Source organism: Pseudaeromonas pectinilytica, assembly GCF_054780855.1.
The window spans coordinates 1-19,299 of the sequence record NZ_BAAGVN010000012.1; the positions used below are offsets into that span (position 1 = coordinate 1).

The window sequence follows — 19,299 nt, forward strand, 5'->3', positions numbered from 1 at the left end:
ATGGGTATGTCCGCAGTTTGGGCACTGGAATCCTTGTGGCCAGCGAATGTCAAAAAGTCGCTGCTGACACTGCGCTTCATCGCCATAACGCTGAATAAAGGTATAAATGCTCATGCTTTTTTGAAATTGAACCTTGTTTCTGGCCATGATTTAACCCTCCAGAACAGAACCCTTTAAGTGTAGTCCTGAAGGGCTGAATCATGGTGGTAATCAGGAAAAGAGATGACACATGACCAAACCATCGTTCGATATCGAAGCCGCGTTGCAGGCCTTGCGTGACGGTAAAGATCTCACTGGCAAAGACGGTATTCTTACGCCGCTCATCAAGCAATTGACCGAAGCGGCCATGCAGGCTGAACTTGAGCAGCATCTCGCCCAAGATGAAACGGCCAATCGCAAAAACGGCTCAACATCCAAGACCATCAAAAGCATCGCCGGACGCTTTGAACTCAATACGCCCCGTGATCGGGCCGGTACCTTTGAGCCGCAAATCGTCAAAAAACACCAGACCCAGTTAACGGATGAGCTGGAGCGCAAAATCATCGCCCTGTTTGCGCTTGGAACCAGTTACCAGGATATCCGGGCGCATATCGAAGAGTTGTACGGCATCCATCTGTCCAACGGTACGCTCAATGCCGTGACTGACAAGCTGCTGCCTGAGTTACAAGCCTGGCGTGATCGTGAGCTGGATGCGATTTATCCGGTGATGTGGCTCGATGCCATTCACTACAAGATCAAGGAAAATGGCCGCTATATCACCAAGGCCGTTTACACCATTTTGGGCCTGAATGTCGAAGGTAAAAAAAGAGCTGCTCGGCCTTTATCTGTCAGAGAATGAAGGGGCCCACCACTGGTTAAGCGTGCTGACCGATCTGCATAACCGGGGTATCAAAGACATACTGATTGCCTGCGTTGATGGCTTGAAGGGCTTCCCTGAGGCCATTGCAAGTATCTACCCTCGAACGGAAGTTCAGCACTGCGTCATTCACCAGATCCGCAACTCATTGAAATATGTTGCCAGCAAGAACCAGAAAGCCTTTATGGTTGATCTGAAGTGCGTGTACAAAGCGGCTACCCTGAGTGCGGCTGAATCGGCGCTGGATGAGTTGGAGGCCAAGTGGGGCGAGAAATACCCGGTCGTCATTAAATCCTGGCGCAATAAATGGCAGACGCTGTCGGCCTATTTTAAATACCCGGAGTACGTCAGGACCGCCATCTACACGACCAATGCGGTCGAGGCGGTACACCGGCAGTTCCGCAAACTGACGAAAACCAAAGGCGGTTTCGCCAATGAAAACAGTTTGCTCAAGCTGTTATACGCCGGTATGTTGCAGGCATCAGAACGCTGGACGCTCCCCATCCAGAACTGGAATCTGACGCTGTCGCAGCTATCGATCCATTTCCCCGGCAGATTGGATGATCATATTGACCTATGATCGGCTGACACAGAATATTGAACACCCTCGCCACACCTTCCACAATCCCAGGGCCATCTGTGTAGATAGCCCTCGGCCTGCCGCCAGCCCTAGCTGCGGCGTTTCAGCAGGTAGAAGGCGACGCCCATAAACAACAGGCTGGGGGCCGAGGCACCCAGTGCCGGGGGCACGTTATAGACCAAGCTCATGGGGCCAAATACCTGATTGGCCACATAAAAGGCGAACCCCAGGATTACCCCGGTGATGATGCGTGCGCCCATGGGCACAGAGCGCAGCGGACCAAATACGGTACTGGCGGCCAACAGCATCATGGCGATCACCGCCAGCGGGGCCAGCGCCTTGCGCCAGAGTTCCAGCTGGTAGCGCTCCACCTTCTGCCCGCTCTGCTTCATGTAGCGAATGTAGTCATACAGACCGGAAGCCGACAGCTCATCGGGGGCTATCGCCACCACCTCCAGCTTGTCCGGGGTCAGGCCCATCTGCCAGGACTCAGCCGCCACCACTTCACTGCCCACTTTTTGTTTGTCGGTGAAGAAGGTGCGGTGCACCTGCTCCATCTGCCATTGCCCATCCTGATAATGGCCGCGCTCGGCCTGGGCGGTTTCCAGCAGCTCAGGGCCGGAGCCGAAACGGTAGCGGGTAATGCCCTGCAGGGTGCCATCGCGCAGCACGGCGGCGATGTTGATAAAGTCCTGTTGCTCGCGGATCCAGACCCCGGCCGAGGAGACCGTCATCTGGCCACCGGAGACCGCCATGCTCTTGAGGTCATCGGCGCGGCGCTCGGTGATGGGGGCCAGATACTCGCCCACCAGCATGATGAGGATCATCACCGGCAGCACGGTTTTCAGCACCGCCATGACGATATTGAAGCGGGAGCGCCCCACCGATTGCAGCACCACCAGCTCGGAGCTGGAGGCCAGCTGGCCGAGCCCTATCACACCGCCGAGCAGGGCGCCGATGGGGAAGAACAGCACCAGCTCCTTGGGAATGGAATAGAGCACATACCAACCGGCGGTAATGGCATCGTAACCGCCGGAGCCGACGCTCTTCATCTGCTCCACATATTTGATCAGCGCCGAAAGCCCGACCAGCACCAGGGTACACAGCAGGATGGACATCAGCACGCTGCGGCCGACATAACGATCGAGAATGCCAAACATCAGGCCTTGCCTCCCTTGATACCCAGCCGCAGACGGTTGTACCAGCTGGTATTCACCAGGTTCAACGGCAGGGCAAACAGCAATACAAACAACAGCGGCACGCTATACAGACCAGGGAATGGTGGCAGGGAGCTGCGCTCCAGCGCCGCCTTGCCTGCCGACAGCAGCAGAAAATAACTCAAGTACAGCAAGATAGCCGGTAGCAACTTGGCGTAGCGGCCCTGGCGCGGATTGACCACCGCCATGGGCACCACGATCAACGTCAGAATGGGGATCGACAGCGGTAGGGCCACCCGCCACTGCCACTCGGCGGTCGCTTTCGGGTTGTCGCTGGCCAGCAACTCCTGCATCGGCATGGCCGAGAGCTTGCGATTGCTGGCGGCCACATCTTCCCGATCCTGGATCCAGCTGCGATATTCGGCAAACTCGGAGATCTTGAACTCCCCCTTGGCGGTGGGCCCTTCGTAGCGTTTGCCATCGTTCAGGGTCAGCCATTGCAAACCATTGCCATCGCGCTGGATATTGCCGGTATCCGAGACCACCACGGTCGGCGCCTGTTTGGCATCGCCCTGCTGCAGAATGTAGATGCGGCTGAGCTCCTTGACCCCCTCGCCTTCGAGGCGATCGATATAGGCCACCACCTTGCCGTTATCCAGATTCATGAAGCGGCCGCTGTCGAGGGCAAACAGGCCAGGATCGGCTTTGACCTTATCCAGCAACCGGTATTGCTGCTCCTCGGCCCAGGGGCTGATCCACATGGTATTCAGCGCTGCCACCCCCATGGTGATCACCGCCAGCAGTTGGGTCACTGCCATGGTACTCGTCGGCGTCATGCCCACGGCCCGCATCACCGTCATCTCACTTTCGGCATACAGACGACCGTGAGCGAACAAGATGGCGATAAATAAGCTCAGGGGCAGCATCAACAGCGCCATGCTCGGAATATTCAGTGCCAGCACTTCCGTCACCAATTGAGTCGGAAGCGCGCCACGGGCAGCGCGACTCAGGATGCGGATGAAGCTTTGGCTGAGGAAAATCATCAACAAAATCCCGAGTACGGCGACCTGGGTTTTGACGGTTTCTCTAAAGATGTAACGGGACAGGATCACGCTAGCCTCTGGGAAAACTTGTAATTTCGAGCGAATCGCTAAAAAATAGGCCTGAAAATTCCATTTTGGCATATTTTACCTGGTAAACCCGGTCGTTTATTGGCCACCGGGGCCACGACTCGATGCCATATTATCGAATAAACCTCGCACTTTGTCTTTAGGACCAAGGAGTCTCCATGGAGTTCAGCGTAAAAAGCGGCAGCCCCGAGAAGCAGCGCAGTGCCTGCATCGTCGTCGGCGTGTTTGAACCCCGTCGTCTCTCCAGTGTCGCCGAGCAGCTGGATCGCATCAGCGATGGCTATCTGAGCGCCCTGTTGCGCCGCGGCGATCTGGAGGGTAAGCCCGGCCAGATGCTGTTGCTGCATCAAGTACCGGGCGTGCTCTCCGAGCGCGTCTTGCTGGTCGGCTGTGGCAAGGAGCGTGAACTGGATGAGCGCCAGTTCAAGCAGATCATGCAAAAGACCATCAGCACCCTGAACGAAACCGGCTCCATGGAGGCGGTCTGCTTCCTCACCGAGCTGCACGTCAAGGGTCGCGACACCTACTGGAAGGTGCGTCAGGCCATCGAGACCACCCAGGCAGGTCTCTACAGCTTCGATCAATTCAAGACCAACAAGGCTGAGCTGCGCCGTCCTTTGCGCAAGCTGGTCTTCAATGTACCGACCCGCCGCGAGTTGCCAACCGGTGAACGGGCGATCGTGCACGGTCTGGCCGTGGCCAAGGGCGTCAAGGTATGCCGGGATGTCGGCAACATGCCGCCCAACGTCTGCACCCCCGCCTATCTGGCTTCCCAGGCCCGCCGTCTGGCCGATGCCTGCCCGAATATCACCACCAAGGTGATCGGCGAGCAGCAGATGGCGGAGCTGGGGATGAACTCCTACCTGGCCGTAGCCCGGGGCTCCGAGAATGAAGCCATGATGTCGATCATGGAGTACAAGGGCCATCCGGATGCCAAGCCAATTGTGCTCATCGGCAAGGGGCTGACCTTCGACTCCGGCGGTATCTCTATCAAACCGGCCGATGGCATGGACGAGATGAAGTACGACATGGGCGGTGCCGCCTCCGTACTGGGCACCATGCATGCGCTAGCCGACCTACAACTGCCGATCAACGTCATCGGCGTGCTGGCCGGTGCCGAGAACATGCCCGATGGGAAGGCCTATCGCCCCGGCGATATTCTCACCTCCATGTCCGGCCAGACCATCGAAGTGCTCAATACCGATGCCGAAGGCCGTCTGGTGCTGTGCGACGCCCTGACCTATGTGGATCGCTTCGAGCCGGAATGCGTCATCGATATCGCCACCCTGACCGGGGCCTGTATCGTGGCGCTGGGCCATCACACCACCGGCTTGCTGGCGAACCACAATCCGCTGGCCCACGAGTTGCTGGGTGCCGCCGAGCTCTCCGGTGACAAGACCTGGCGTCTGCCGCTGTGGGATGAGTATCAGGAGCAGCTGGAAAGCCCGTTTGCCGATATGGCCAACATTGGCGGTCGTCCTGCCGGTGCCATCACGGCTGCCGCTTTCTTGTCACGCTTCACCAAGAAATACAACTGGGCCCATCTGGACATCGCAGGCACCGCCTGGAAGTCCGGCAAGGACAAGGGAGCCACCGGACGTCCAGTGCCGTTGCTGACCCAGTTCCTGTTGAGCCGTGCCGGTGTCGATCAGGACGAATAATCCGTCCAGCCAAGGAGACAAGGGGATGGAGCCATCCCCTTGATATGTGATGAAAGCAGCCACCTTCTACCTGTTACCCGACACCGACCAGCCGACCGAGGATGAGCTATTCACCCTGGTCTGCCAGTTGGCCACCGACCGTTACCGGCGCGGCCAGAGCCTGTTTGTGTGTGTCGAAACCCAGCAGCAAGCCTGGCAGCTGGATGAAATGCTCTGGCAACAGGATCCGGACAGCTTTGTCCCCCACAGTCTCTCCGAAGAGCCCACCGCCCATCAGGCACCGGTAGAAATTGGCACCGGCCTGCCGCGCCGCAACCGCCAACTGCTGATTAATCTGGGCAGTCAGGCACCGGCATTTGCAGGACGCTTCGCCGAAGTGATAGATTTTGTCCCCACGGACGACACCCTCAAGCAGCTGGCCCGCGAACGCTACAAGCAGTATCGCGCCGCTGGCTTCACGCTACAGACCCAGCCTGCGCCCAACGCAGCCCAAGTCCAGGCGACTGACAGACCCGAGACCGACTAACCATGGAAAAGACCTTCAACCCCAGCGCCATCGAACAGGCGCTTTATCAGCACTGGGAATCCCAGGGCTACTTCAAGCCCCACGGCGATACCAGCCAGGATGGCTACTGCATCATGATACCGCCGCCGAATGTCACCGGCAGCCTGCATATGGGTCACGCCTTCCAGCAGACCATCATGGATGCCCTGATCCGCTATCAGCGCATGCTGGGCAAAAACACCCTGTGGCAAGCCGGTACCGACCACGCCGGGATCGCCACCCAGATGGTGGTCGAGCGCAAGATCGCCGCCGAAGAGGGCAAGACCCGTCACGACTATGGCCGTGATGCCTTTATCGACAAGATTTGGCAGTGGAAGGAAGAGTCCGGCGGCACCATCACCCGCCAGATGCGCCGTCTCGGTACCTCGGTGGATTGGGATCGCGAGCGCTTCACCATGGATCCGGGCCTCTCCCGCGCCGTGCAGGAAGTCTTCGTCCGTCTGTATGACGAAGATCTGATGTACCGCGGCAAGCGTCTGGTGAACTGGGATCCGAAGCTGCACACCGCCATCTCCGATCTGGAAGTGGAAAACCGCGAAGTCAAAAGCTCCATGTGGATGCTGCGCTACCCGCTGGCCGATGGCCAGCAGACCCGCGACGGCGAGCACTTCCTGGTGGTCGCCACCACCCGTCCGGAAACCATGCTCGGTGACACCGCCGTCGCCGTGAACCCGGAAGATCCGCGCTACAAGAATCTGATCGGCAAGTTTATCGAACTGCCGTTGGTGAACCGTCGCATTCCGATCGTCGGCGACGAACACGCCGACATGGCGAAGGGCACCGGTTGTGTGAAGATCACCCCGGCTCACGACTTCAACGATAACGAAGTGGGCAAGCGCCACGCCCTGCCGATGATCAACATCTTCACTCTGGATGCCCATGTCCGTGCGCTGGCCGAAGTCTATGACTCCAGCGGCCACCCGAGCACTGCCTATCCGGCCGAGCTACCTGCCGAGTTTGCCGGGCTCGAGCGCTATGCCGCTCGTAAGGCCATTCTGGCCAAGCTGGACGAGCTGGGACTGCTGGCTGAAACCAAGGATCATGTGCTGCAACAGCCTTACGGCGATCGCGGCGGCGTGCCCATCGAGCCCATGCTCACCGACCAGTGGTATGTGCGCGCCGGCGTGCTGGCCAAACCCGCCATCGAGGCGGTCGAAGACGGTCGCATCCAGTTCGTACCCAAGCAGTACGAGAACATGTACTTCTCCTGGATGCGTGACATTCAGGACTGGTGCGTTTCCCGTCAGCTGTGGTGGGGTCACCGCATCCCGGCCTGGTATGACGAATCCGGCAAGGTTTATGTCGCCCGCGACGAGGCCGAAGTGCGCAGCAAGTATGGCCTGGGTGCAGATGTGAAACTGCGTCAGGACGAGGACGTGCTGGATACCTGGTTCAGCTCAGCCTTGTGGACCTTCTCCACCCTGGGCTGGCCGGAGCAGACCCCGGATCTGCGCACCTTCCACCCCACCGATGTGCTGGTCACCGGCTTCGACATCATCTTCTTCTGGGTGGCGCGCATGATCATGATGACCATGCACTTCATGAAGCATGAAGATGGCTCGCCGCAGGTACCGTTCAAGACCGTCTACGTCACCGGCCTCATCCGGGACGAAGAGGGGCAGAAGATGTCCAAGTCCAAGGGCAACGTGCTGGATCCGCTGGATATGATCGACGGCATCAGCCTGCCCGAACTGCTGGAGAAGCGCACCGGCAACATGATGCAGCCCCAGCTGGCCGAGAAGATTGGCAAGCGCACCGAGAAACAGTTCCCGGACGGCATCGAGGCCCACGGTACCGACGCCTTGCGTTTCACCCTGGCGGCACTGGCCTCGACCGGTCGCGACATCAACTGGGACATGAAGCGCCTCGACGGCTACCGCAACTTCTGCAACAAGCTGTGGAACGCCAGCCGCTATGTGCTGATGAACACCGAAGATCAAAATTGCAGCCCGGCAGCCGCGGCAGATTACAGTCTGGCGGATCGCTGGATCCAGTCCCAACTGCAGCTGACCATCCGTGATGTACGCCATGCCATGGACACCTACCGCTTCGATCAGGTCGCCGGTGTGCTGTATGAGTTTATCTGGAACCAGTTCTGCGACTGGTATCTGGAGTTGACCAAGCCGGTACTCTGGCACGGTACTCCAGCCCAGCAGCAGGCGACCCGCCACACCCTGGTGAGCGTGCTGGAAACCCTGCTGCGTCTGGTACACCCGCTGATGCCGTTTATCAGCGAGGAGATCTGGAAGAACGTGGCACCGCTCGCCGGTGTTGGCTACAGCGAAGGTGATACCCTGATGCTGCAAGCCTATCCTGCCTTCGATGCCGCCCAGGTAGATGAAGCCGTACTGGCGGACCAGGAGTGGGTGAAGCAATTTATCATCAGCATCCGGAATATCCGTGCCGAGATGAAGGTCGCCCCGAGCGTACCGCTCACAGTCCTGCTCAAGGCTGATGCGGTGGATGCCGCCCGCGCCAATGCCAACGAGGGCACGCTGAAGTCTCTGGCCAAGCTGGAGTCTATTACCGTGCTGGCAGCCGGTGATGCAGCGCCTGTCTCCGTCACCAAGCTGATCGGCGCTACCGAGCTCTTGATCCCCATGGCCGGTCTTATCGACAAGGAAGCCGAACTGGCCCGCTTGGAGAAGGAAGTGGCCAAGTTGACCCAGGAGTGCGGTCGCATCGAAGGCAAGCTCGGCAACGAAGGCTTTGTCGCCAAGGCGCCGGAAGCGGTCCTGGCCAAGGAGCGCGAGAAGCTGGCCGACTATCAGGTGCAGCTGACCAAGCTAAAAGAGCAGCAGGAAATCATCAAGGCGCTGTAAGCCAGCCCGAGTTCCTGACCCGTAAAGACCAAGACCCCGGCCCAAAGCCGGGGTCTTGTTGTATGCCGATACTGGAATAGTTCATCACGCTCTAGAAGTGCTCACCGCCGACACCAGCATCGCACCAGCAAGAGCCCAGCGCCCAGCCCTCCCGACCACAGGCAGACACTCTGCAATGTGGCGATGCTGATCCAGCCATAAAAGGGGTTTCCCGCATACAGAGGCCACAATGGCTGGATATCGCCATGCATCAGCCCATCCAGCAGCAGATGGCTGTAGGTGCCGAGCAGACCGCCCCACAACAACATTCCCCAGGAGCATGAAACCGGCACCGAGAGCCAGCGCAGCCGGTAATGGCTCACCTCCCGGTTCCAGCGTCGCAACACAACGCCACGCAACAGACGCGCCAGCAGAGCGGCGCCCAGACCTATGGGCAACGCCCAGGCTAGCGTGTGAGTGCGGCCGTGAAGAATTGGCGCATGGCGGATCAATCCCAGCAGAGGTTCGATATCCATCAGGATCTGGGCACAACCAAAGGCGAACAGGCTGAATCGTCGATCGGCACCAACCTTGAGCAGTAGCGCCGGGCCCATATGTAACGGTGTAAACGGCATAAGTGTTCCAGAAGCAATGCAGATGGTAGTGGGGTCGCATTAGGGCTTTTGTTCCCGAAAAGACAGGAGCAATAAAAGTAATGCTGATTAGATAAGGCAGGGAGTGTTCCCATTGAACCAACCGTTGGCGGCAGGGATGCCGCCATCGAGCCTACACGGATGTATTCACGGCGTGTTGGTGAAAGGGAACCTGCCTGCATTTTTCTTACATGACTGGCATGAAAGCAACAGAAGCTCCATTAAATCTCGTCGTGGAGGAAAATATCGCGATAGGCGACATAGAGGGAGTAGCCCGTAACAGGTACCACCACCAGCAGACCCACCAGCAACATCATGGCCCCCAGCAGCAAGAGCAGGGTTGCCAGAATCCCCCACCAGGTCAGAGGCCAAAAATTGCGCCAGCAGCCACGCAGACTCAGCTTCAGAGCCTCCCAAGGGGCAACCTGATGGAAGAAGACCAGCGCCGGCGCAAACAAGGCCGCCATCATCAACGGGATCAGCAAGGCAATACCAACCAGAACCCAGAGCAACAGCTGCAGGGCCATGGCCGGATCGCTCTCGACCACCTCGTCAAAATTCATCAGCTGCTCGATACCGATGGACACAAAGGCGGCAATCACCACCAGAATGGTCATCCCGAGGATCAGCGCTAAATAAATCACCGCCGTGAGCACCAGTTGCCCCATCTGCTGGCGAAAGCCCTCGAAGTAGTCGTTGAAGGAGATATAACCCATGGTATGGGCCCGGTGAGCGACGGACATCAGACCGGCGGCAAATACCATGCTGAACAGCTGGTACAACAGGCTACCACCCGGGATGATCCCCGAGGCAATCGACAGCACCAGACTGAACAGACAGATGCCGACACTGACCCCCATGCCCCGATTGAACAGGCCAAACGCGCCATAAATCCAGCCCCAACCTCGTCCAACCCTAACCCGCCGCGGCTCTTGCCACGGCGTCGCCTCGGCGGCTTCATCCATTTCTGTTACTGCAATAAACTCACCCATGCTGCTCTCGCGCTCCTGCTTGTTGCTGTGAATTCCCTACCGGTTGGAGTCTCAGCTCCTTTCGGCACCTTTATACCTGTTTTCATCCTCTGGATGTGTGAAATGCTGCAAAGGCCCGGAGTGAGTCATGAAAAAACAAAACCCCCGCAGGGCGGGGGTTCCGGTGATGCGTGGAGCATTAATCCAGTCGCAGCTCGAGAGGCACTTCGAAGATCACATCCTCTTCCTTGCCGCTGAACTCCTCGATCTGGCCACCGCCGATCTCTTGCAGCCGGGAGACCACCTGTTGGACCAGCACTTCCGGCGCCGAAGCCCCGGCCGTCACCCCCACAGAGGCAACCCCGGAGAACCAGTCAACTTGCAGTTGCGCCGCCTCGTCGACCAGATAAGCGGTCGTCCCCAGCCGCTCGGCCAGCTCGCGCAGACGATTGGAGTTGGAGGAGTTGCGTGACCCGACCACGATGAACAGATCGACCTGAGCCGCCAGCTCGCGCACCGCATCCTGACGATTCTGGGTGGCGTAGCAGATGTCATCCTTACGCGGTCCCTGGATTGCCGGGAACTGGCTCTGCAGGGCGGCGATCACCTCTTTGGTCTCATCGACACTCAAGGTAGTCTGGGTGACAAAATGCAGCTGGCTGGCATCCTTGACCTGCAACGCGGCCACATCGGTTGCATCTTCCACCAGATACATACCCGCCTGCTGGCTCTCGTATTGGCCTATGGTGCCCTCCACCTCGGGATGACCGGCGTGACCTATCATGATCACCTCCTGCTCCTTGCGGCTGGCGCGATGAACCTCCATATGCACCTTGGTCACTAGAGGACAGGTAGCATCAAACACCCGCAGCCCGCGCTGCTTGGCCTCTTCGCGCACCGCCTTGGAGACACCATGGGCGGAGAAGATCACGATGTGATCATCCGGCACCTCGGAGAGCTCCTCGACAAAGATAGCCCCGGCTTGACGCAGTGATTCCACCACGTAGCGGTTATGCACCACCTCGTGACGCACATAGATGGGTGCACCGAACTTCTGCAGCGCATTCTCGACGATACTGATCGCCCGGTCGACGCCAGCACAGAAGCCACGGGGGTTCGCAAGCAGGATCTTCATCTTAACTCGCCTTCTGTTCGTCCGACGGTGCCGGCTTCTTGCGCAGACCATCCAGCACTATCATGACGGCACCGACCGTGATGGCACAGTCCGCCAGGTTGAACGCCGGGAAGAAGTAGCCATAGCCGTAAAACAGCAGAAAATCGACCACATGGCCGTAGGCCAGCCGATCGATCAGGTTGCCGATCGCCCCACCAATCACCAGTACGAACGCCAGGTTCAACCAGAGCTGATTCGCCGCCTGACGCCGCAGCCCCACGGCCATGGCCGCGGAAACTCCCAGCGCAAACAGCGCGAAGAACCAACGCTGCCAACCCGGCTGATCCGCCAGGAAGCTGAACGCCGCGCCCGTGTTGTAGACATGGACGATATTGAAAAACGGCAGCACATTGATCCCCGGTCCGCCGTACGGCAGACCATCGAGGATCGCCAGCTTGGCCAGCTGATCCAGCACCACCACGACCAGAGCCAGCCATGACCAGCGCAGTCCACTTTGTTTCCAGCTCGCTATCATCATGCAAAGGCCCGAGTTTCGCCGTCACCCTCGACGTTGGTCACACAACGACCACAGATCCCCTCGTGACCGGCAATGGTGCCGACATCGGCCACATGGTGCCAGCAACGCTCGCATTTGGCGGCTTCGGTAGCAGCAACCTGCAACCACAGACCGCTGAGCTCAGTGGCCTGGGCATCCGCCGGAGCGGCCGTTACGGCCTCCACCTTGGCTTGCGAGGTGATGAGCACGAACCGCAACTCATCACCCAGACGCACCAGCTTCTCGGCCAGCGCCGGTTCGGCCAACAGGGTCACTTCCGCCTGCAGGGAGCTGCCGATACGCTTGTCGGCACGCGCCGCTTCCAGGGCCTTGTTCACTTCGCTGCGTACTGCCAGCAGATCCGCCCAGTAGGCATCATCCATGGCTTCGCCATCATTGAGACCAAACAGGCCATCGAACCACTCTTCGGTGAACACGAACTGGCTACGCTCGCCCGGCAACAGTTTCCAGATCTCGTCGGCGGTGAAGCTCATGATCGGCGCCATCCAGCGCACCATGGCTTCCACGATGAGATACAGGGCGCTCTGGCAGGAGCGACGGGCCAGACTGTCCGCCTTGGCGGTGTATTGGCGATCCTTGATGATATCCAGATAGAAGGAGCCCATCTCCACGGAACAGAACTGCATCAGCTTCTGGGTTACCAGATGGAAGTCATAATCGGCATACGCCTGGATGATCTCTTCCTGAGCCTTGAGGGCACAGCCCACAGCCCAGCGATCCAGCACCACCATCTCGTCCGCGGCGACCATATGCTGCTTGGGATCGAAGCCGTTGAGGTTGGCCAGCAGGAAACGGGCGGTGTTGCGGATCCGGCGATAGGCATCGGCGGAGCGCTTGAGGATCTCGTCGGAAACCGTCATCTCGCCGGTGTAATCGGTGGAGGCAACCCACAAGCGCAGGATATCGGCACCCAGCTTGTTCATCACCTCTTGCGGGCTCACCACGTTGCCCAGCGACTTGGACATCTTGCGGCCCTGACCATCCACGGTGAAGCCGTGGGTCAGTACCTGGTTGTAGGGAGCCTGATGCTTCATGGCCACACCGATCATCAGCGAGGACATAAACCAGCCTCGGTGTTGATCCGAGCCTTCCAGATACATGTCGGCACCATGGCCGTTGAACTCGGGACGCACATCCACCACCGAGGAGTGGGTGGAGCCGGAGTCAAACCAGACATCCAGGGTATCCGGTACCTTGTCGTACTGAGCGGCTTCTTCGCCGAGCAGTTCGGCCGGCTGCAGATCCCACCAGGCCTGGATACCGGAGACTTCGACGCGCTTGGCCACCTCTTCCATCAGCTCAACGGAACGAGGATGCAGCGCCTGGGTCTCTTTGTGCACGAACAGGGCGATAGGCACACCCCAGGTCCGTTGCCGGGAGATACACCAGTCCGGCCGGTTCTCGACCATGGCTTCGATACGGTTCTGACCCCACTCGGGGATCCACTTCACGCCCTTGATTTCGGACAACGCCTTCTGACGCAGACCCGCCTGCTCCATGCTGATGAACCACTGGGGTGTGGCACGAAAGATGATCGGGGTCTTGTGGCGCCAGCAATGGGGATAGGAGTGCTGGATGGCCTGATGATGCAACAAAGCGCCGGTTTCCTTCAGCACTTCAACCACAGAGGCGTTGGCCTTGAACACGTGCTGACCAGCAAAGCGTTCGGTATCCGGCAGATAGACACCATTGCCACCCACAGGATTGGCAACTTCCAGGCCATATTTTTGACCGACCACAAAGTCTTCCTGACCGTGGCCCGGCGCGGTATGAACAGCACCTGTGCCGGAATCGATGGTGACATGCTCACCCAGGATCACCGGCACATCGAAGCTGTAGAAGGGATGCTGGAAGCGTAACAGCTCCAGATCGGCACCCTTACAGTAGCCCAGATTGTGGTACTGATTGATCCCGGCACGATCCATCACATCCTTGACCAAGGCTTCTGCCAGGATCAGACGTTCCGGCTGCTCGCCTTCCACCTGCACCAGCGCATAGTCCAGCTCGGCATGGAGTGCCACGGCGCGGTTGGCGGGCAAGGTCCAGGGGGTGGTGGTCCAGATCACGACGGACACAGGACCTTGTCCCGGATGCCCCTCGGCACAATCAAAAGCCGCCACCACTTGTTCTTCATTCAACGCCTTGAAACGGACGTCAATGGAGGGCGAGCTCTTGTCGTAATATTCAACTTCCGCCTCGGCCAGAGCCGAGCCACAATCGGTACACCAGTGCACCGGCTTGGAGCCCTTGTGCAGATGACCATTCTGGATGATTTTACCCAGTGAACGGATGATGTTGGCTTCGGTGTTGAAATCCATGGTCAGGTAAGGGTGGTCCCAATCGCCCAACACCCCCAGACGCACGAAGTCCGCTTTCTGGGCTTCGACCTGGCTCTTGGCATAGGTACGGCACTCAGCCCGGAATTCGGCGGCCGAGACCTTCTCACCCGGCTTGCCCACCAGCCCTTCAACCTTCAGTTCAATCGGCAGACCGTGGCAATCCCAACCCGGAACATAGGGGGAATCAAAACCCGCCATGCCCTTGGACTTGATGATGATGTCCTTGAGGATCTTGTTGACCGAGTGACCGATATGGATGTTGCCATTCGCATACGGGGGGCCATCATGAAGAATGAAAGACTTCTTGCCCTTCTTGGCCGTACGGATCACGCCGTACAGATCCTGCTCATACCACGCTTTCAGCATTTCCGGCTCACGCTTGGCCAGATCGCCACGCATCGGAAACGGGGTTTCCGGCAAATTCAGGGTATGTTTATAGTCGCTCATCAGTCCTGGGTTCCATCATGATTCAATAAGGGTTGCCGCGAGGCCGAAATAACGGCGGGCCGTGGCAGCATCCTCGCGGATCTGCGCATGCAGGGCGGCAAAAGAGTCGAACTTTTTCTCGTCACGAAGCTTGTGGCACAGTCTGACACGGATGTGTCGGCCATAGAGATCGCCCGAAAAATCGAAAATATGTACTTCAAGTTGTGGCCGTCGGCCGTTTACCGTGGGACGGGTGCCCACATTGGCCACGCCATAATGGGTGTGGCCGGAAAATAACACTTCTACCGCATACACGCCACTGACCGGCGCGACCTGACGTTTGAGGTGCACGTTCGCCGTCGGAAAACCGATAGTGCGCCCCAACTTGTCGCCGTGCGCCACCCGCCCACTGACGGTATAGGGCTCACCCAACATGGCATGCACCTCGGCCAGGCGGTCATCACGCAGCGCCTCGCGTACCCTAGTACTGCTGACACGTTGTTCGGCCACACAAAAACTATGGGTACTGACCACCTCGAAACCGTAACGCTCACCGGCCTGCTGCAACATGGCAAAATCACCGCGGCGGCCGCGACCAAAACAGAAGTCGTCACCCACCACCAGATACTTGACGCCCAGACGGCGCACCAGTATCTCCTCAATGAACAGCTCGGGCTCCAGATTGGCAAATTCGAGGCCAAAACGGATGCACAACAAGCGGGTCAACCCGAGATCCTTGAGTGCCATGTACTTGTCACGCAGCCGCGTCAGCCGGGCCGGAGCCCCGTCACGGGCAAACAACTCCATGGGCTGAGGCTCGAACAGCATCACGCAGGCGGGCAATCCCAACGCTTGCGCCTTGGCTTGCAACTGGCGTAGCACCGCCTGATGCCCAAGATGTACACCATCAAAATTGCCGATGGTCAGCACACATCCCTGATGTTCGGGACGCAAATTGTGGATACCGCGGATCAACTGCATAGCGGCCTGATGTCCTGTCCTTGCCGGTGAAATCGCCGGATTATATAACGAAGCGCCCCGGCTTTCAGCCCTCGTTGACCGTTTTCAGGTCACGCGGGCGGATCCCCAACAGGCCTGCCGTCAGCAAATAGCACAGACCACCGACGACGACTAGCTTGCACAGCTCCAGTCCCGAGCGCCACATAGACCACTTGACCCAGACCTCCAGGGACGGACTCAGCCACCAGAGCAGGAGATACATGGCTGCCGTAGCCGCGCTCAAGCGCAGCATGAAGAACAGGGTGCTCCGCCCCGGCCGATAGACGTGGCGACGGTAGAGCCCCTGAAACAGCGAGATGGCATTGACGGTTCCCGACAGAGCGGTGGATAACGCCAGACCGACATAGCCCAACGGTGTCAGGAAAATGAAGATGAAGTTGAAGATCATGTTGGCGATCATGGAGTGAATGCCGTAGCGCACCGGAGTCTTGGTATCCTGGCGGGCATGAAACCCCGGAGCCAGCACCCGGGCCAGCATCAATGACAACAAGCCGGAGGTCGATGCCAACAGACTGGCACCAGACATCATCACCTCGTGGGGGCCGAACTCACCCCGCATAAACAGCACCCGCAAGATGGGCTCCCGCAACACCATGATACCGCCCATGGCCGGCAAGCCCAGAAACAGCACCATGCGCACCCCCCAATCCATGGTTTGCGAAAAGCGCAGCGGATCCTGATCCACATGGCCTTTGGAGAGCGCGGGCAGGATCACAGTACTGATCGCCACCGCGAACATCCCCAGCGGGAATTCCAGCAGCCGATCGGAGTAGTAGAGATAGCTGATGGCACCGGTGGCCAGAAACGAAGCCAGCATCGTATTGATCATCAAATTGATCTGGCTGACCGAGACACCAAACAAGGCCGGAATCATCAGGGTGCGGATCTTCACTACCCCCGGGTGATGCCAACCCCATTTGGGCCATACCAGCATCTGCATCTTCATCAGATAAGGGATCTGGTATAGCAACTGCACCAGGCCGCCAATAAAAATCCCGATGGCCAAACCGATTTCCGGCTCGTCCATCTGCGGCGCAACCCAGAGTGCGACGATAATCAGCACAATATTCAAGAAGGTCGGCGTGAACGACGAGACACCGAAGCGGCCGAAAGTGTTGAGCACAGCCCCGGACATGGCCGTAAAAGTCACAAACCACAGATAGGGAAAGGTGATCTTCAGCAGCAGGCTGGCCAACTCGAACTTCTCGGCGTTCGGCCCGCCCTGCCACCAGTCCATAAACCAGCCCCAGCCAAATAGTGCCGAGAGTACCGTCGATCCCAGGACCCCGAGCACTGTGACCACCGAGATGATGGCACCCAGCGTACCCATAGTTGCCGCCAGCAGCTCTCGAACCGCCTGTTTGTCGCCCTTGGCCTTGTATTCGGTCATCACAGGGACGAAGGCCTGATTGAAGGCCCCATCGGCGAAGAGTCGACGCAGGTAGTTAGGAATACGGTTGGCAAAGAAAAACACATCCGCAGCGGCACCGGCCCCCAACAGGTTGGCGATGACAATATCCCGTACCAGACCGAGGATCCGGGACGCCAGAGTCGCGCCTGAGACTAACAATCCGGAGCGGATCAGCTTCTTGCTCACTATAACTCCTCAAAAACCGTGACTGCGCGGTGAAAGCTGCTAAAATCGGCCGACAGTTTAACGACCTGCCACCCCGGATGCTACATGTCACAGGGTTGCGGTGGTTATTTGCACAAACCATTTGACATTCTCAGGTTGAGAAGGCATATTTCTCGGCCTTTTCAGCATACTCGCTAAGACAGTTTTAGGAGTTTTACCTTGGCTAACATCAAATCTGCTAAGAAGCGCGCGATTCAGGCAGAAAAAGCCCGCAAGCACAATGCCAGCCGTCGCTCTATGACCCGCACCTACGTTAAAAAAGTAGTTGCTGCTATCGCCGCCGGTGACAAGGCTATCGCACAAGCCGCTTTCGAAGCTGCTCAGCCTATTCTGGACCGTATGGCCACTAAGGGCCTGATCAGCAAGAATAAGGCTGCTCGTCACAAGTCTCGTCTGGCTGCCCAAATCAAGGCACTGTAAGACGCGATATGCGATGAAAAAAGAAACCGGCTTGCGCCGGTTTTTTTTTATCCCTTTTCAACGCCAAACGGCCTAGCTACAGGTGATCAGCGACAATAGAGGCCATGCAGGACTGAAATCACAGCCCGGACTTCCTCACTCTTGAGCGAATAAAAGACGGTCTGTGCAGCTTTGCGCGTCGTCACTAGGCCATCTCGACGCAGAATGGCCAGATGCTGGGAGAGTGCTGATTGACTCAATCCCAAAGAGTCATTGATCTCGCCAACCGAGAGCTCGCGCTCCTGCAGATGACACAGAATTAACAACCGATTCTCGTTGGCCAAGGCCTTTAATAATCCCACCGCCTTACTGGCCTGGGTTTGCATCTCTTCAATCTGCATGCATCCATCCTGCGCGGACCTCGTCATCGGCGCATCATAGCAGCTAGATCGACAAGGGTGCAGGGTTAAAACGTGAGATATCTTCCTCACCACTGAACAAGGAGGAGAAGTCACTTTCACAGATCATCTTGACCGCCGGATGCTGGATCATGCGCTCGGCAAAAATCACATAGTACTCTTCTTTCAGATCCTGAGTCTGGCCAACGAGCTCAACCTCTTCCCCTTCCAGAATTTCGCTCTGGTAGATGGATGGCGCGACAAAAATCCCCTGGTTGAAGAAGCCGAACGCCTTCATCAAGGCCGCATCATCAAATTCGCCGAGGATCTGCGGCGACAATCCCTTCTCCTCAAACCAGCGCGTCAGCTGACGCCCCATGGCGGTACGCCGCCCCGGGATCAACAGTTTGCGTTCATTCAGACAAGCAGGAAACGGTGACGCTGGCATGGGAGCCTTGCAGAAAAAGCTGACCCCACACTCCCCTAACTTCTTCGATAACAGTCCGCCCTGCTGGGCCGAATCGACCGGGCAATCTGACAGGATCATATCCAGCTTGTGCTCGCTCAACTGCTCGAGGAGTAATTCATGGGTTGATTCGAAGCACCGCAGATGGATGGAACCATCGGTGGGGATCGCCGACAAGAGCACCCGACTGGCCAGGCGCTTGGAGAGCGCATCCGCGATGCCAACATCAAATAGCAACTGGTTCTCTTTGCGATAATTGACGATATCCAGCATTTCGTAAGAGAGCGAAAACATCTTGTCCGCATACTGGAAGATGAGTTGCCCGAGTTCGCTGGCTTCCAGCTGGCGCCCCTTGCGCTTGAACAGTCGCCCGCCCAATCGCTGCTCCAATAAGCGGATCTGTCCGGTTACGGTTTGGGGCGTCAGAAACAGGGCATCGGCTGCCGCAGTAACCGAACCTTTTTTTTGAGTCATCCAGAAGTAGTAGAGATGGTTGTAATTCAGATGGGACATAAGCTGCCTTTGAGGGTTAAAAAACGATCATTGATGA

At 58.1% G+C, this 19,299-nt stretch carries 15 protein-coding genes and 2 pseudogenes; 5 read left to right on the top strand and 12 right to left on the bottom strand.

Annotated features, from left to right (window positions below; translation table 11 throughout):
* Nucleotides 1-147: transposase (locus ACYVG7_RS00755; protein WP_460881389.1), on the bottom strand; the 147-nt coding region annotated here is incomplete at its 3' end.
* 82 nt (nt 148-229) lie between these two features.
* On the opposite strand from ACYVG7_RS00755, the pseudogene ACYVG7_RS00760 reads away from it, so the two are divergent.
* Nucleotides 230-1,436: pseudogene (locus tag ACYVG7_RS00760) on the top strand (IS256 family transposase).
* Nucleotides 1,437-1,525: 89 nt separating this feature from the next.
* Here ACYVG7_RS00760 and lptG read toward each other — a convergent pair.
* Together lptG and lptF are read right to left on the bottom strand one after the other, a co-directional pair.
* A complete protein-coding gene (gene lptG / locus ACYVG7_RS00765; protein ID WP_460881347.1) occupies nt 1,526-2,596 on the bottom strand; it encodes an LPS export ABC transporter permease LptG in 1,071 nt (356 codons plus the stop codon).
* Nucleotides 2,596-3,777 (bottom strand): LPS export ABC transporter permease LptF, encoded by a 1,182-nt coding sequence (lptF, locus tag ACYVG7_RS00770; protein WP_460881348.1) that lies wholly within the window; start codon nt 3,775-3,777, stop codon nt 2,596-2,598. The genes lptG and lptF overlap by 1 nt, the downstream gene beginning before the upstream one ends.
* A gap of 104 nt (nt 3,778-3,881) precedes the next feature.
* Here lptF and pepA point away from each other — a divergent pair, with 104 nt between their 5' ends.
* The 3 genes from pepA to ACYVG7_RS00785 are packed head-to-tail and all read left to right on the top strand — an operon-like array spanning nt 3,882 to nt 8,771.
* Nucleotides 3,882-5,384: a leucyl aminopeptidase gene (gene pepA, locus ACYVG7_RS00775; protein WP_460881349.1), complete on the top strand. Its 1,503-nt coding sequence runs from the start codon at nt 3,882-3,884 to the stop codon at nt 5,382-5,384.
* Nucleotides 5,385-5,433: 49 nt separating this feature from the next.
* Nucleotides 5,434-5,910, top strand: coding sequence for a DNA polymerase III subunit chi (locus ACYVG7_RS00780; protein WP_460881350.1), 477 nt, complete (start codon nt 5,434-5,436; stop codon nt 5,908-5,910).
* Nucleotides 5,911-5,912: 2 nt separating this feature from the next.
* Complete coding sequence (locus ACYVG7_RS00785) at nt 5,913-8,771, top strand: valine--tRNA ligase (protein WP_460881351.1); 2,859 nt, start codon at nt 5,913-5,915, stop codon at nt 8,769-8,771.
* 101 nt (nt 8,772-8,872) lie between these two features.
* Here the strand turns inward: ACYVG7_RS00785 and ACYVG7_RS00790 are convergent, their stop codons facing one another.
* The 7 genes and pseudogenes from ACYVG7_RS00790 to murJ all read right to left on the bottom strand — a co-directional run bounded on the left by ACYVG7_RS00790 (nt 8,873) and on the right by murJ (nt 17,447).
* A complete protein-coding gene (locus ACYVG7_RS00790; protein WP_460881352.1) occupies nt 8,873-9,385 on the bottom strand; it encodes a DUF4184 family protein in 513 nt (170 codons plus the stop codon).
* A gap of 239 nt (nt 9,386-9,624) precedes the next feature.
* The gene (locus tag ACYVG7_RS00795) at nt 9,625-10,395 is read right to left on the bottom strand and encodes a BPSS1780 family membrane protein (protein WP_460881353.1); all 771 of its coding nucleotides are present in this window, start codon (nt 10,393-10,395) and stop codon (nt 9,625-9,627) included.
* Between the two features lie 178 nt (nt 10,396-10,573).
* Nucleotides 10,574-11,509, bottom strand: a complete 936-nt coding sequence (ispH, locus tag ACYVG7_RS00800) for a 4-hydroxy-3-methylbut-2-enyl diphosphate reductase (protein ID WP_460881354.1) — start codon at nt 11,507-11,509, stop codon at nt 10,574-10,576.
* 1 nt (nt 11,510) lies between these two features.
* Entirely contained in the window at nt 11,511-12,023 is a 513-nt protein-coding gene (gene lspA, locus ACYVG7_RS00805; protein WP_460881390.1) for a signal peptidase II, read from the bottom strand.
* Nucleotides 12,023-14,851 (bottom strand): isoleucine--tRNA ligase, encoded by a 2,829-nt coding sequence (gene ileS, locus ACYVG7_RS00810; RefSeq protein ID WP_460881355.1) that lies wholly within the window; start codon nt 14,849-14,851, stop codon nt 12,023-12,025. Before ileS ends, lspA begins: the two co-directional genes overlap by 1 nt.
* Nucleotides 14,851-15,811 (bottom strand): annotated as a pseudogene (gene ribF / locus ACYVG7_RS00815) (bifunctional riboflavin kinase/FAD synthetase). Before ribF ends, ileS begins: the two are co-directional and overlap by 1 nt.
* A 64-nt stretch (nt 15,812-15,875) precedes the next feature.
* On the bottom strand, nt 15,876-17,447 hold the full coding sequence (gene murJ / locus ACYVG7_RS00820) for a murein biosynthesis integral membrane protein MurJ (RefSeq protein WP_460881356.1): 1,572 nt from the start codon (nt 17,445-17,447) through the stop codon (nt 15,876-15,878).
* Between the two features lie 198 nt (nt 17,448-17,645).
* Here murJ and rpsT point away from each other — a divergent pair, with 198 nt between their 5' ends.
* Nucleotides 17,646-17,906: a 30S ribosomal protein S20 gene (gene rpsT, locus ACYVG7_RS00825; RefSeq protein WP_460881357.1), complete on the top strand. Its 261-nt coding sequence runs from the start codon at nt 17,646-17,648 to the stop codon at nt 17,904-17,906.
* A gap of 86 nt (nt 17,907-17,992) precedes the next feature.
* Here the strand turns inward: rpsT and ACYVG7_RS00830 are convergent, their stop codons facing one another.
* Nucleotides 17,993-18,286 (bottom strand): ArsR/SmtB family transcription factor, encoded by a 294-nt coding sequence (locus ACYVG7_RS00830; protein ID WP_460881358.1) that lies wholly within the window; start codon nt 18,284-18,286, stop codon nt 17,993-17,995.
* A 43-nt stretch (nt 18,287-18,329) separates the two neighbouring features.
* Nucleotides 18,330-19,262, bottom strand: coding sequence for a transcriptional activator NhaR (nhaR, locus tag ACYVG7_RS00835; protein ID WP_460881359.1), 933 nt, complete (start codon nt 19,260-19,262; stop codon nt 18,330-18,332).
* Between the last annotated feature and the right edge of the window lie 37 nt (nt 19,263-19,299).

What these genes read in the sequence shown, in the direction of transcription:
- lptG (WP_460881347.1), bottom strand. Translation starts at nt 2,596, where the DNA reads ATGTTTGGCATTCTCGATCGTTATGTCGGCCGCAGCGTGCTGATGTCC.
- lptF (WP_460881348.1), bottom strand. Translation starts at nt 3,777, where the DNA reads ATGCCAAAATGGAATTTTCAGGCCTATTTTTTAGCGATTCGCTCGAAA.
- pepA (WP_460881349.1), top strand. Translation starts at nt 3,882, where the DNA reads ATGGAGTTCAGCGTAAAAAGCGGCAGCCCCGAGAAGCAGCGCAGTGCC.
- ACYVG7_RS00780 (WP_460881350.1), top strand. Translation starts at nt 5,434, where the DNA reads ATGAAAGCAGCCACCTTCTACCTGTTACCCGACACCGACCAGCCGACC.
- ACYVG7_RS00785 (WP_460881351.1), top strand. Translation starts at nt 5,913, where the DNA reads ATGGAAAAGACCTTCAACCCCAGCGCCATCGAACAGGCGCTTTATCAG.
- ACYVG7_RS00790 (WP_460881352.1), bottom strand. Translation starts at nt 9,385, where the DNA reads ATGCCGTTTACACCGTTACATATGGGCCCGGCGCTACTGCTCAAGGTT.
- ACYVG7_RS00795 (WP_460881353.1), bottom strand. Translation starts at nt 10,395, where the DNA reads ATGGGTGAGTTTATTGCAGTAACAGAAATGGATGAAGCCGCCGAGGCG.
- ispH (WP_460881354.1), bottom strand. Translation starts at nt 11,509, where the DNA reads ATGAAGATCCTGCTTGCGAACCCCCGTGGCTTCTGTGCTGGCGTCGAC.
- lspA (WP_460881390.1), bottom strand. Translation starts at nt 12,023, where the DNA reads ATGATAGCGAGCTGGAAACAAAGTGGACTGCGCTGGTCATGGCTGGCT.
- ileS (WP_460881355.1), bottom strand. Translation starts at nt 14,851, where the DNA reads ATGAGCGACTATAAACATACCCTGAATTTGCCGGAAACCCCGTTTCCG.
- ACYVG7_RS00830 (WP_460881358.1), bottom strand. Translation starts at nt 18,286, where the DNA reads ATGCAGATTGAAGAGATGCAAACCCAGGCCAGTAAGGCGGTGGGATTA.
- nhaR (WP_460881359.1), bottom strand. Translation starts at nt 19,262, where the DNA reads ATGTCCCATCTGAATTACAACCATCTCTACTACTTCTGGATGACTCAA.